The organism is Amycolatopsis sp. A1MSW2902 (genome assembly GCF_017312175.1).
In the GTDB taxonomy this organism is placed as follows: domain Bacteria; phylum Actinomycetota; class Actinomycetes; order Mycobacteriales; family Pseudonocardiaceae; genus Amycolatopsis; species Amycolatopsis nivea.
Window position 1 is genome coordinate 3,081,683 of the sequence record NZ_QJPO01000001.1, and the last position, 13,159, is coordinate 3,094,841.

Sequence of the window (13,159 nt, forward strand, 5' to 3'; positions counted from 1 at the left end):
ATCGTGCTCGCGGAGCGGATCCGGCGTCCACCTCGGCCGCCGTTTTCGCGTGTCCGTCCGCCGGGCCGCGCTCGGCGACCGTTAGCCTGCATCTCGAACTAATGTTCGCGCGGGCGAAGGAGAAACGGTGCGGGTGCTCGGGGTCGACCCCGGTCTGACCAGGTGCGGCCTCGGCGTGGTCGACGGCGGCAAGGGCCGGTCCGTGCGCCCGGTCGCGGTCGGGGTCGTGCGCACGCCCGCCGACCAGGATCTCGCGCAGCGGCTGCTCGGCGTCGCCGACGAGGTGGAGCGCTGGCTCGACAAGTACCGGCCCGAAGCGGTTGCCGTCGAGCGGGTGTTCGCGCAGCACAACGTCCGCACCGCGATGGGCACCGCGCAGGCGGGCGGGGTCGTGGCGCTGTCGGCGGCGCGGCGTGGGCTGCCGGTCGTCTTCCACACGCCCAGCGAGGTCAAGGCCGCCGTCACCGGGTCCGGCCGCGCGGACAAAGCACAGGTCACCACCATGGTGATGCGGCTGCTCGGGCTCGAGGTCAAACCGCATCCGGCGGACGCGGCCGACGCGCTCGCGCTCGCCATCTGCCACCTCTGGCGCGAGCCGATGCGGGTCCGGCTCGCCGAGGCCGAGGCCCGCGCGGCCGAACTGGTCCGCGCCCACAAGGCGCGGCTCGCGGCCGCGGCCAAGGCGGCCGGAACCACCACGAAGCAGAACGAAACAGGAGCACGACGATGATCTCCTCGGTACGCGGCGAAGTGCTGTCCGTCGGGCTCGACCACGTGGTGGTCGAGGTCGGCGGCGTCGGCCTCGCCGTGCAGGCCACCCCGGCGACGCTGGCCACGCTGCGCCGCGGCGAGCAGACGCGGCTGCACACCGCGCTGGTCGTGCGCGAGGACTCGCTGACCCTCTTCGGGTTCGCCGAGGAGGACGCGCGCGAGCTGTTCGGCCTGCTCCAGACGGTGTCCGGGATCGGGCCGCGGCTCGCGCTGGCGACGCTGGCCGTGCTGGAGCCGGACAAGCTGCGCGCGGCGCTCGTCGAAGGCAACATCACCGTGCTCACCCAGGTCCCCGGCATCGGCCGCAAGGGGGCCGAACGGCTCAGCCTCGAACTGCGGGACAAGGTCACCGCGCTCGGCGGCGCCGCCGACGCCCCGGTGGTGACCGCGCCCGGCGCGCTGCGCGGCGAGGTGGTCGAAGCGCTGGCCGGGCTCGGGTTCCCGGCCAAGCAGGCCGAGCAGGCGGTGGACAAGGTGCTGTCCGAGGGCGACGGGCACACCACGTCGTCGGTGCTGCGCGCGGCGCTGGCCGCGCTGGGCCGCAAGCGGTAGCCGCCGATGAACCACGAAGTCACCGAGTTCGACACCGGCGGGTACGAGGCGGACGACGAAACGCTGTCCGCGCTCGCCCAGACCGGCGAACGCGACCTGGAAACCTCGCTCCGGCCGCGCAAACTGGACGAGTTCGTCGGCCAGGAACGCGTCCGCGAGCAGCTGGAACTGGTGCTGGAGAGCGCCCGGCGGCGCGACGTCCCGCCCGACCACGTGCTGCTGTCCGGCCCGCCCGGCCTCGGCAAGACGAGCATGGCGATGATCGTCGCCGCCGAACTGGGCGCGGCCATCCGGATCACCTCCGGGCCCGCCCTGGAACGCGCGGGCGACCTGGCCGCGATGCTGTCCAACCTCGCGCCCGGCGACGTCCTGTTCATCGACGAGATCCACCGCATCGCCCGGCCCGCCGAGGAGATGCTGTACCTCGCGATGGAGGACTTCCGGGTCGACGTCGTCGTCGGCAAGGGGCCGGGGGCGACCAGCATCCCGCTGGAGATCGCGCCGTTCACGCTGGTCGGGGCCACCACCCGGTCCGGATCGCTGACCGGGCCGCTGCGCGACCGGTTCGGCTTCACCGGCCAGATGGAGTTCTACTCCGCGGCCGAGCTGGAACTGGTCGTCCGCCGCGCCGCGACCATCCTCGGCATCGAAATCGACCGCGACGGCTGCGCCGAGATCGCCGGCCGTTCGCGCGGCACCCCGCGCATCGCCAACCGGCTGCTGCGCCGGGTCCGCGACTACGCCGAGGTGCGCGCCGACGGCAAGGTGACCTTGGACGTCGCGCAGGCCGCGCTGAAGGTCTACGACGTCGACGAACTGGGCCTGGACCGGCTGGACCGGGCCGTGCTCGGCGCGCTGACCCGCTCGTTCGGCGGGGGACCGGTGGGCATTTCGACGCTCGCGGTCGCCGTCGGCGAGGAGGCCACCACCGTCGAGGAGGTGTGCGAGCCTTACCTGGTCCGGGCCGGTATGCTCGCCCGCACTCCGCGCGGCCGGGTCGCGACCGCGGCCGCGTGGCACCACCTCGGGCTCGTGCCGCCGCCGGAAGCGGGACGTCCCGAGGCGGGCGGTCCGACGCTGTTCGACCAGGCCTGACAAGGGCGGACAGCGGCCCGGGTGGTGGCGTTTCCGCCGGTACCTGGCACACTCGAACACAGCACATCCGTCGAAACCGGACGCGGGCAGCCGAGAAAGGCGTCCGTCGAGGAGAGTCATGAACCAGTTACTGCTGCCGTTGCTGCTGCTGCTCGTGGTGGCCGTGCCGCTCGTCATGGGCACCCGCAAGCAGAAGAAGCAGCAGGCGGCTCAGCAGGAGATGCAGAACAGCATCGCCCCGGGCGACCGCGTGATGACCACGTCGGGCCTGTACGGCACGGTCGCCGACACGAGCAGCGAGACCACGATCGACATCGAGATCGCGCCGGGCGTCGTCACCACCTGGCTGCGGCTCGCGGTGCGCGAGAAGGTCGAGCCGGTCGTCGAGACCGAGGAGAACGAGGACTCGGCCGAGACCGAGACCGCGGGCATCGAGTCGGCCGCGCCTGCCGCGTCGTCTTCGGAGGCCCCGGCCCAGGAGTCGATCTCCGCCGAGGAGAAGCAGACCTCCGGTGCGCAGGTGGCGCCCCCGCTCGAGCACGGGAAGAAGTAGCCTCCGGGCTTCACCGGGCAGTGATCCGCCCACAGCCTACGAAAGTCGGTACGGGCGAACGCCGGGCTCACGCAGCACCGAGTACTGTCTCGGTGCTGCGTGCGTGTCCGCCGTCATAGTTCACGCCCAGCCGCGTCCGGGGGACCCCCTTCCGGCTCGCGCACCCGAACCACTTGGGGTCCATCCAGTCCGTGCCAGTTCGAGGAGACCGAAGCACAGTGGCACCATCGGCCGGGCATCTCCGCCCGGGACGCTATCTCGCCTTCTTCGCCCTGATCGTGGTCGTGCTGTACGCCTTGGTGTTCTTCACCGGCAGCGGCAAAGCGACGCCGAAACTCGGCATCGACCTCCAGGGCGGCACCCGGGTCACGCTCACCGCGCGCACGCCCGACGGCGGCCAGCCCACCCGCGACTCGCTGAACCAGGCGCGCCAGATCATCGAGACCCGCGTCAACGGGATCGGCGTCGGCGGCACCGAGGTGGTGCTCGACGGCAACAACATCGTGATCACCGTGCCGGGCGAGCAGGGCGACGAGGCGAAGAACCTGGGCCGGACCGCCAAGCTCGGGATCCGCGAGGTGATCACCTCGGTCCCGAACACCCCGGCCGCGCCGCCCTCGGCTCCCGCCTCCGGCGCCCCGAGCGCCCCGGCGACCGCGCCGAGCAAGCCCGCCGGCGGCGGGGGAGCGGAAGGCGCCCCGGCGCAGCAGCCGCCGAGCACGACGCCGTCGGCCCCGGCCTCGGGAGCAGGCGGCCAGGACGCGGGCAAGAACCCGATCGAGCAGGCCCGCGCCGTGCGCCAGGCTCCCGCCCTGATGCCGAAGGACCCGAAGAACCAGCAGGAGGCCGCCGCCGCGCAGGCCGCGCAGCAGAAGGCGCTCGCCTCGCTCACCTGCGCGCCGAACGCCGCGGACCCGCTGGAGGGCAACGACCTGCCGAACCAGCCGCTGGTCACCTGCGGCGACAAGGACGCCACCAAGTACGTGCTCGGCCCGGAGATCATCCCCGGCACCGAGATCGCCAACGCCAACTCCGGCTACGACCAGCAGCGCGGCCAGTGGATCGTCGACCTGAGCTTCAAGAGCGCGGGCGGCAAGACCTGGGGCGACTTCACGTCGGCCAACATCGGCAAGCAGGCGGCGTTCGTGCTCGACACGGACGTGGTGTCCGCGCCGACCGTGCAGAACGCCATCCTTGGCGGCAACACGCAGATCACCGGCAAGTTCACCCAGACCGATGCGAAGAACCTGGCGGACATCCTCAAGTACGGTTCGCTGCCGCTGTCGTTCGACTCGTCCGACGCCACCACGGTGTCCGCGACGCTGGGCTACGCCTCGCTGCAGGCGGGCCTGATCGCCGGCGCCATCGGCCTCGCGGTCGTGTTCGTCTACTGCCTGTTCTACTACCGGCTGCTCGGCATCCTCACGATCTGGTCGCTGGTGCTGTCCGGCCTGCTCGTCTACGCGGTGCTGGTGCTGCTCGGCCGGTGGATCGGGTACACGCTCGACCTCGCGGGCGTCGCCGGCCTGATCATCGCGATCGGCATCACCGCGGACTCGTTCGTCATCTACTTCGAACGCCTGAAAGACGAGATCCGGGAGGGCCGGACGTTCCGGTCCGCGGTGCCGCGCGGCTGGGCGAGGGCGCGGCGCACGATCCTGGCCTCGGACGCGGTCAGCTTCCTCGCCGCCGCGATCCTGTACATCATCGCGGTCGGCGACGTGCAGGGCTTCGCGTTCACCCTCGGCATGTCGACGGTGCTCGACCTGGTGGTCGTCTACCTGGTCACGCATCCGCTCGTGGCGATGGTGTCGACCTCGAAGTCGAAGTTCCTGTCCAACCCCCGGAATCTCGGCCTCGGCGCCGTCCAGAAGCTCGGCGCGCAGCGCAAGTCCACGCGCCCCGCTCCCGGCCGCCGCGCGAACGTGAAGGAGGCCTGACGTGAGCGACGAAACCGCGGGCGTCACCTCGGACAGCCCCGACGGCCCGACCGGCCAGGGCAGCACGGCGGCCCAGCCCGCCAAGAAGGAAAGCTTCTTCCACCGGCTCTACGTCGGCACCGGCGCGGTCGACATCGTCGGCTCGCGCAAGCGCTGGTACATGTTCTTCGCGCTGCTGCTCCTGGTGTGCATCGGCTCGATGATCTTCCGCGGCTTCAACGTCGGCATCGAGTTCGAGGGCGGCACGCAGATCCAGCTGCCCGCGCACGGTTCGCACGGCCAGATCACCCAGGACCAGGTGATCAAGTCGTTCAACACCGCGCTGGGCGAGGCGCCGGCGGAGACCCAGACGGTCGGCACCGGCAACGCGTCGACCATCCAGACCCGCTCCGAGACGCTGACCGCGGACCAGGTCGCGAAGGTCAAGAAGCAGATCTTCGAGGACCTCGGCCCGATCGGCAGCAACGGCAAGTCGAGCGAGCAGGCGATCAGCGACAGCGCGGTGAGCGCGTCGTGGGGCGACGAGATCTCGCGCCAGGCCCTGATCGCGCTCGCGGTGTTCCTGGTCGCCGTCGTGATCTTCCTGGCGATCTACTTCGACACCAGGATGGCGTTCGCGGCGCTCATCTCGCTGCTGCACGACATCGTGGTCACGGCGGGCGTGTACTCGCTGGTGGGCTTCGAGGTCACGCCCGCGACGGTGATCGGCCTGCTGACGATCCTCGGGTTCTCGCTGTACGACACCGTGGTGGTGTTCGACAAGGTCCGGGAGAACACCCGCGGCCTGCTCGGCCTGTCGCGGCGCACGTACGCGGAGGCGGCGAACCTGGCGCTGAACCAGACCCTGATGCGGTCGTTCAACACCGCGTTCATCGCCCTGCTGCCGATCCTGGGCCTGCTGATCGTCGGCTACATCCTGCTCGGCTCGGGCACGCTGCAGGACCTGGCGCTGGTGCAGCTCACCGGTACCTTGGTCGGCGTCCTGTCGTCGGTCGCGCTGGCGACGCCGCTGCTGGTCGACTTCAAGATGCGCGACCCGCAGTACCGCCAGCAGGCCGAGCGCGTCGCCGCCCGCCGGGCGAAGGCAGCCAAGCGCGAAGCCGCCGACGACGACTTCGACGCTGCTGACGAGGACCAGCTGGCCGCCGAACTCCGCAAGGAAAAGGCCATGGCCGCCGCGGCCGGCGTCCCGGCGCGGCACCCGAAGCAGCGTCCGTCGGGGAAGAAGAAGCGCTGACCCTCATGAAGCTCGACGAGGCACTGGACCTGATCGCCGAAGTCCCGGACTTCCCGGAACCAGGCGTCCTGTTCCGCGATCTCAGCCCGCTGTTCGCCGACGGCCCCGGCTTCGCCGCCGTCGCCGACGCACTGGCGAACACCCTCGACCCGGCCACCGACCTGGTGGCCGGAGTCGAGGCCCGCGGCTTTCTCTTGGCCGCGGCAGTCGGCTACTCCCGCGGCATGGGCGTGGTGCTGGTAAGGAAGCCAGGCAAACTCCCGTCGGTAGCAGGCCGAGTGGACTACTCCCTGGAGTACGGCACCGCCAGCGTCGAACTCCCCGCCAACGTCGTGAAACCAGGCCAACGCATCGCAGTCATGGACGACGTCCTGGCCACCGGCGGCACCGTGGCAGCAACCGCGAAACTCCTGGAAGACGCAGGCGCAACGCTCACCGGCATTTCAGTAGTACTGGAACTGGCAGCACTCAACGGCCGCGCCGCCCTGGACGGCCGCACAGTGCACACCCTCCGCACCGTCTAGCCCTCGCAGACTTGTCCGTGAGGGCCACCCTCATTGACCCTGATTCCCTGAGGGTTCCCCTCACGCGCCTCCACCCGGCCGTGAGGGACCCCTTCACGGACTTGGATTCCCTCAAGGACCCCTTCACGGCCCGCCCCACCTCACTGCCGGGGATACGCCCCAATGCGGCATTGGGTGCATCTGACGCACCGAACGCCACATTGGGTGCATCCGACGCACCCAATGCCACATTGGGGCGCTAGCCCCACCACCACCCAACCCGCACCAGTGCACCCAACGAGCGAGGCACCCACACCTCCCGCGCACCCCGATACGAAGCTCATCTGCGGTTCGGGGGTGCTTGTCAAGGCATCTTTCCCGCCTTGACAAGCACCCCCGAACCGTCAGCACAATCAAGCTTCGGGGTGCCCCACGCAACCAAGAGCCGATGTCGCCGCCAGGCGACGAGCCGAACAACCCACCCCAACACCCACGTCACCACCCCGACCAAAAGACCAACCGGTTACCCTGAAGGTTCGAGGCCGCACGAAGCAGCTGGAGGTGCGGGTGAGCCAAGAGCTCGACGCCAACGTCCCCGCCAAAGGCGGTGCGACTCCCGCCAGGAACGGCGCCACCGCCGCGGACACCGGGCGGCCCAACGGAGCGGCGCCCAACCCCTCCGCGACCCGCCGCGTCCGTGCCCGCCTGGCCAGGCGAATCACCGCCCAACGAGCCGCCCCGGTCAAACAGGTCCTCGAACCCCTGGCGGTCATCCACCGCGAACTCCACCCGAACTCCGACCTGGGCCAGCTCCAGCGCGCCTACGACGTAGCCGAAGAACTCCACCGCGAACAACGCCGCAAGTCCGGCGACCCGTACATCACCCACCCCCTCGCGGTAGCCACCATCCTCGCCGAACTGGGCATGGACACCACCACGCTCGTCGCGGCTCTCCTGCACGACACCGTGGAAGACACCGGCTACTCCCTGGAGCAGCTCAAGGCCGATTTCGGCGACAAGGTCGGCGAGCTGGTCGACGGCGTCACGAAGCTGGACAAGGTCAAACTCGGCACCTCGGCCGAAGCGGAGACGATCCGCAAAATGGTGATCGCGATGGCGAAGGACCCGCGCGTCCTGGTCATCAAGCTCGCCGACCGGCTGCACAACATGCGCACGATGCGCTTCCTGCCGCCGGAGAAGCAGGCCCGCAAGGCGCGCGAAACGCTCGAAGTGCTCGCCCCGCTGGCGCACCGGCTCGGCATGGCCACGGTGAAGTGGGAGCTGGAAGACCTCGCGTTCGCGATCCTGCAGCCGAAGAAGTACGACGAGATCGTCCGGCTGGTCGCCGACCGCGCGCCCTCGCGCGACACCTACCTGCGCAAGGTGATCGCGGACCTCACGAACAACCTGGTGTCGTCGCGGATCACCGCGAAGGTCGAGGGACGGCCGAAGCACTACTACTCGATCCACCAGAAGATGATCGTCCGCGGCCGCGACCTCGATGACATCCACGACCTGGTCGGCGTGCGGATCCTGGTCGAGGACGTGCGCGACTGCTACGCCGCGATGGGCGTGGTGCACGCGCTGTGGCAGCCGGTCCCCGGGCGGTTCAAGGACTACATCGCGCAGCCGCGGTTCGGCGTCTACCAGTCGCTGCACACCACGGTGATCGGGCCGGACGGCAAACCGCTCGAGGTGCAGATCCGCACCTACGACATGCACCGGACCGCCGAGTACGGCATCGCCGCGCACTGGCGGTACAAGGAAACCAAGGGCACGCACGCCAGCAACAACGCGATGGAGCTGGACGAGATCGCGTGGATGCGGCAGCTGCTCGACTGGCAGCGCGAGGCCGCGGACCCGGGCGACTTCCTCGAATCGCTGCGCTACGAACTGGCCGCGCGCGAGATCTTCGTGTTCACGCCGAAGGGCGACGTCATCACGCTGCCGGCGGATTCGACGCCGGTGGACTTCGCGTACGCGGTGCACACCGAGGTCGGCCACCGCTGCATCGGCGCGCGCGTGAACGGCAGGCTGGTCGCGCTCGAGCGGAAGCTCGAGAACGGCGAGGTCGTCGAGATCTTCACGTCCAAGGCGGAGAGCGCCGGGCCGAGCCGCGACTGGCTCCAGTTCGCCGGTTCGCCGAAGGCGCGCGCGAAGATCCGCCAGTGGTTCGCGAAGGAGCGCCGCGACGAGGCGATCGACGCGGGCAAGGAAGCGATCACCAAGGAAATCCGCAAGGTCGGGCTGCCGATCCAGCGGCTCGTGTCGGCGGAGTCGATGGGCTCGGTCGCCACCGAGCTGCGGCACGGCGACATTTCGTCGCTGTACGCGGCCGTCGGCGAGGGCCACACGAGCGCGAAGCACGTGGTGCAGCGGCTCGTCGCGCTGATCGGCGGGGTCGAGGAGGCCGAGGAGGAGCTGGCCGAACGGGCCACGCCGTCCACGGTCACGCGCCGCCGCGGTTCGAACGACGTCGGCGTCATCGTGAAGGGCGCGAGCGACGTCTGGGCGAAGCTGGCGCGTTGCTGCACGCCGGTGCCGGGCGACGAGATCCTCGGCTTCGTGACGCGCGGCGGCGGCGTGAGCGTGCACCGGACCGACTGCACGAACGCCGACGACCTGCGGACCCAGCCGGAGCGCTTGGTCGAGGTGGAGTGGGCGCCGTCGTCGTCCTCGGTGTTCCTGGTGGCGATCCAGGTCGAGGCCCTCGACCGGCACCGGCTGCTGTCGGACGTCACGAAGGTGCTGGCGGACGAGAAGGTGAACATCCTGTCGGCCTCGGTGACGACCTCGCGGGACCGCGTGGCGGTGAGCCGGTTCTCGTTCGAGATGGGCGATCCGAAGCACCTCGGGCACGTGCTGAAGGTCGTGCGCGGGGTCGAGGGTGTGTACGACGTGTACCGGGTGACGTCGGCTTCGTAGGTCAGAACGCCGTGGCGACGAGCGCGGCCAGCGGTGGCAGTGCCTGGGCGAGTGCTCCGGCGCGTCCCGCACCGCGTGGGCGGCTCAGTGCGAGCAGGTCGGACACGCCCAGTGCGATGCCGGCGAGTGTCATGAAGGCGCAGCTGTAGAGCAGGAGCACGCGTCCGCCCGCGGGATCTCCGGTGTGCAGCAGCACCAGTCCGGTGGCCGGCCCGGCGGCGAGGAACAGGTTGTACCAGCCGACGTTGAACGACCAGAGCCGCGTGGCGGGCAGGTTTTCCGCAGGGATCCGGAAAATGCCCGCGTGCACGCCCGGGCGTTCGAACAGCAGAACTTCCCACGCGAAGGCCAGCAGGTGCACCAGAACGGCGATCCCGGCGAACACCTGCACCGCGGCGTTCACGGCGCCTGCTCCGCGAAGGCGACCCCGTGCCGGGCGGCGATAGCGCCGAGCAGCGGCACCGCGTCGGGCCACGGGGCGCCGGACGGGACGGTGGCGTCGATTTCGCGGAAGAACCGGCCCATCGCGTCGTCCGGGGTGAGCACGAGGAACTTCGCGTGCGGCGTGTGCACCGTGAAGGTGTTCGGGGTGCCTGCCGGGATGTGCACGAACGAACCCGGGCCCAGGTCGTGGAGCTCGCCGTCGAGGCAGACGGTGATCCGGCCGGACAGGACGTAGAAGCCCTTCGTCCACGGGTCGGCGTGCGGCGGGACGGCGGGGCCGCGCGGGGCGTCGATCTCGAACAGTTCGTAGCCGCTGGTGTCCGCGGCGGACGCTTTCACCGTCGCGGTCGAGTCTTGCGTGTCCAGTTCCGGGCCTTCGCCCGCTGCGCTGAGAGTCATGCCGCCGAAGGTAGAAACGCCGGGGGAGCGGGACCATCCCGGAATTCAGGGATACCCGCGCGGGAGGAGCGCGCGCATACTTCGTCGGGTGTGGGAAGGCCGGGCGCGGAGCGTGCGGCGGGAGCTGGCGGCTCTCGCCGCGGCCGGTCGCGGGGTCGCCGAGCTGCACAGCGCGGCCATCGAACTGGTCGAGCGGATCGTGCCCGCCGAACTGACCTGCTGGGCGTCCCTGGACCCGGACACCGCCGTGATCAGCTCGATGACCAGCGGCCGGGCGCGGATCCCGGGGGAGTACGAACCGCTGCTGGCGACGTACGAGTACGACGGCGCGGAACCGCACGCCTTCGCGCAGCTCGCCCGCCGTTCCGTGCCGGTGGCGCGGCTGTCCGACCTGCCGCGCCGCGAACGCGAGCGCAGCGGCCGGTGGACGCAGGTGTGGCGGCCGCTCGGGCTGGAGAGCGAACTGCGCGTCGGGTTCCGCGCGGACGGCGTCTGCTGGGCCGCGGCAGGTCTGGTGCGCCGCGGCGAGTTCAGCGACCGCGAGGTGGAATTCCTGCTGTCGATCGGACCGACATTGGCGGCGGCCACTCGGGTGGCCGCGCTGGCGCGAGGGGCGGCTCCGGCGGCGGAACCGGCGATCGTCGTGGTCGGACCGGACGGTCGCCGCCGCGGGGCGACCGAGGGGGCCGGCGCGTGGGAGTCCGAATTGGACGCGATCGCCGACGGCCGGTTCGCGGTGCTGCTGCGCGCGGTCGCGACCGGGGCGCAGGCGGCGGCGAGCGGGACGTTCCGGGCCCGGGTCCGCGACGCGCACGGCGGCTGGATTGTCTTGCAGGCCAGCAGGTTGGTCGCCGACGACGACGCGCGCGACCTCGTCGTGACGATCCGCCGTGCTTCCGGCGGGGAACTGCTGGACGTGCTGCTCGCGGCGTACCGGCTGACCGCGCGGGAACGCGACGTGTGCCGGGAAGTCCTGTCCGGACTGTCCACTTCGGACATCGCGGCCCGGCTGGGGATCTCGGCGAACACCGTGCAGGACCACCTGAAGTCGGTGTTCGGCAAGGTCGGCGTGCGCAGCCGGGGCGAGCTGACGGCGCGGCTGTCCGGTTAGGCCCGGTGACCTGTCCCACAGCGGGAGGGCGGTGCGGGCGCATTAGGGTGCTGGGCATGACGGACGGACTCGAGTTCACCCGCGACGGCGCCGTGGCCCGGCTGACGTTCTCCCGCCCGGAGAAGATGAACGCGATCACCCGCGGCATGTGGGCGGCGATCCCGGGCGTGGCGGCCGAGGTCGAGGCCGATCCCGAGCTGAAGGTGCTCGTGCTGACCGGAGCCGGACGGCATTTCTCCGCCGGCGCCGACATCGGCGAGTTCCGCGAGCTGCGCTCGACCGCCGAGGCGGCCGCGAAGTACGACGAGGCCGTGGACAGCGCGGTGGCGGCGCTGACTGCGATGCGGAAGCCGACCGTCGCGATGGTCCAGGGAAACTGCATCGGCGGCGGCTGCCAGATCTCGGTCGCCTGCGATTTCCGGTTCGCGGCGGACGACGCGCGCTTCGGCATCACCCCGGCCAAGCTCGGCATCGTCTACCACTTCGCCTCGACGCGGCAGCTGGTGTCGCTGGTCGGCCCGGCGAACGCCAAGTACTTCCTGCTGTCCGGCGAACTGGTCGACGCGACCCGGGCGCGCGAGATCGGGCTGGTCAACGACGTTTTCCCGGCCGTGGACCTGGACTCCGCGACGGCGCGGTTCACCGAGACCCTGTGCGGGCGGTCGCAGGCCTCGGTCCGCGGGATGAACCGGATCATCGAGAAGATCGTCGCGGGGCAGGAGAAGACCGACGACGAGGTCGAGGAGATCCGGCTCGCCGCGCTGCACGGGGAGGACTACGCGGAGGGCGTGGACGCGTTCCTGAACCGGCGCGCGCCGAAGTTCACCTACCGCTGACCGGCACGAATAACCCGTTGACGGCTCAGCGAGACTGAAGCTTGTGGCGCTGACCATCCATCACCGCAGTCAGAACCCGGAGATCTTCCGGGCGACCGACCATGCCGACTTCGACCGGTCGTGGCCGGTGTTCATGCAGCACAACCCGACCGGGCACCTGTATTACGGCGAACTCGACCCGGTCGCCGACTACGTGCTGCTCGCGACCGACGGCGACGAACCGGTCGCCAAGGCCTACTCGACACCGTTCGCGTTCGGCGGCCCCGGGCGCGAGACGCTGCCCGACGGCGGGTGGGACGAGGTGATCCGCTGGCAGCACGCCGACCGGCTGGCCGGCCGCGAACGCACTGCGGCGACCGCGCTGGAGATCGTCGTCCGCAAGGAACGGCAGGGTACCGGGCTCGCCTCGGTGATGGTGAACGCGTTGCGGGACAACGCTTTCCGCCTCGGACACGACGTGCTCTACGCCCCGGTGCGGCCGTCGCAGAAGGCGGACGAACCCGAGACCCCGATGAGCGAGTACGCCTTCCGGGTGCGCGACGACGGCTTGCCTTACGACGCGTGGCTGCGGGTGCACGTGCGCGCGGGCGGGCGGATCGTGAAGGTCTGCCCGGTGTCGATGACCATCCCCGGCACGCTCGCGCAGTGGCGGGAGTGGACCGGGCTGCCGTTCGACACGGATGGTCCGGTGGTCGTGGAAGGTGCGCTGAGTCCGGTGCATGTGTCGGTGGCGCAGGATTCGGCGGTGTATGTCGAGCCGAATGTCTGGGTGGAGCATCGGAGGCCGTGAGGC

Annotated in this window: 13 protein-coding genes; 11 read left to right on the top strand and 2 right to left on the bottom strand. The window is 70.6% G+C overall.

What is annotated here, in order from left to right:
* The first annotated feature begins 127 nt into the window (after nucleotides 1-127).
* From ruvC to DMP23_RS14070, 8 genes are all read left to right on the top strand, one after another.
* Nucleotides 128-730, top strand: coding sequence for a crossover junction endodeoxyribonuclease RuvC (gene ruvC, locus DMP23_RS14035; RefSeq protein WP_037811289.1), 603 nt, complete (start codon nucleotides 128-130; stop codon nucleotides 728-730).
* Entirely contained in the window at nucleotides 727-1,323 is a 597-nt protein-coding gene (ruvA, locus tag DMP23_RS14040) for a Holliday junction branch migration protein RuvA (protein WP_037811291.1), read from the top strand. Before ruvC ends, ruvA begins: the two co-directional genes overlap by 4 nt.
* A 6-nt stretch (nucleotides 1,324-1,329) precedes the next feature.
* Complete coding sequence (gene ruvB, locus DMP23_RS14045) at nucleotides 1,330-2,418, top strand: Holliday junction branch migration DNA helicase RuvB (RefSeq protein ID WP_134727315.1); 1,089 nt, start codon at nucleotides 1,330-1,332, stop codon at nucleotides 2,416-2,418.
* 118 nt (nucleotides 2,419-2,536) lie between these two features.
* A complete protein-coding gene (gene yajC, locus DMP23_RS14050) occupies nucleotides 2,537-2,971 on the top strand; it encodes a preprotein translocase subunit YajC (RefSeq protein ID WP_167756704.1) in 435 nt (144 codons plus the stop codon).
* 218 nt (nucleotides 2,972-3,189) lie between these two features.
* Nucleotides 3,190-4,911, top strand: coding sequence for a protein translocase subunit SecD (gene secD / locus DMP23_RS14055; RefSeq protein ID WP_238605753.1), 1,722 nt, complete (start codon nucleotides 3,190-3,192; stop codon nucleotides 4,909-4,911).
* 1 nt (nucleotide 4,912) lies between these two features.
* Nucleotides 4,913-6,148, top strand: a complete 1,236-nt coding sequence (gene secF / locus DMP23_RS14060; RefSeq protein WP_337821273.1) for a protein translocase subunit SecF — start codon at nucleotides 4,913-4,915, stop codon at nucleotides 6,146-6,148.
* A 5-nt stretch (nucleotides 6,149-6,153) separates the two neighbouring features.
* Complete coding sequence (locus tag DMP23_RS14065) at nucleotides 6,154-6,672, top strand: adenine phosphoribosyltransferase (protein ID WP_238605755.1); 519 nt, start codon at nucleotides 6,154-6,156, stop codon at nucleotides 6,670-6,672.
* A gap of 546 nt (nucleotides 6,673-7,218) precedes the next feature.
* Nucleotides 7,219-9,576, top strand: a complete 2,358-nt coding sequence (locus DMP23_RS14070) for a RelA/SpoT family protein (protein ID WP_134661805.1) — start codon at nucleotides 7,219-7,221, stop codon at nucleotides 9,574-9,576.
* Between the two features lies 1 nt (nucleotide 9,577).
* Here DMP23_RS14070 and DMP23_RS14075 read toward each other — a convergent pair whose 3' ends face one another.
* Together DMP23_RS14075 and DMP23_RS14080 are read right to left on the bottom strand one after the other, a co-directional pair.
* The gene (locus tag DMP23_RS14075; protein ID WP_037811300.1) at nucleotides 9,578-9,979 is read right to left on the bottom strand and encodes a DUF1304 domain-containing protein; all 402 of its coding nucleotides are present in this window, start codon (nucleotides 9,977-9,979) and stop codon (nucleotides 9,578-9,580) included.
* Nucleotides 9,976-10,419: a cupin domain-containing protein gene (locus DMP23_RS14080; protein ID WP_337821274.1), complete on the bottom strand. Its 444-nt coding sequence runs from the start codon at nucleotides 10,417-10,419 to the stop codon at nucleotides 9,976-9,978. The genes DMP23_RS14075 and DMP23_RS14080 overlap by 4 nt, the downstream gene beginning before the upstream one ends.
* Before the next feature lie 88 nt (nucleotides 10,420-10,507).
* Here DMP23_RS14080 and DMP23_RS14085 point away from each other — a divergent pair, with 88 nt between their 5' ends.
* The 3 genes from DMP23_RS14085 to DMP23_RS14095 are packed head-to-tail and all read left to right on the top strand — an operon-like array spanning nucleotide 10,508 to nucleotide 13,156.
* Nucleotides 10,508-11,530, top strand: coding sequence for a helix-turn-helix transcriptional regulator (locus DMP23_RS14085; RefSeq protein WP_337821275.1), 1,023 nt, complete (start codon nucleotides 10,508-10,510; stop codon nucleotides 11,528-11,530).
* A gap of 56 nt (nucleotides 11,531-11,586) precedes the next feature.
* Entirely contained in the window at nucleotides 11,587-12,366 is a 780-nt protein-coding gene (locus DMP23_RS14090; RefSeq protein ID WP_337821276.1) for an enoyl-CoA hydratase/isomerase family protein, read from the top strand.
* A gap of 43 nt (nucleotides 12,367-12,409) precedes the next feature.
* Nucleotides 12,410-13,156 (top strand): N-acetyltransferase, encoded by a 747-nt coding sequence (locus DMP23_RS14095; protein ID WP_337821277.1) that lies wholly within the window; start codon nucleotides 12,410-12,412, stop codon nucleotides 13,154-13,156.
* The last annotated feature ends 3 nt before the right edge of the window (nucleotides 13,157-13,159 follow it).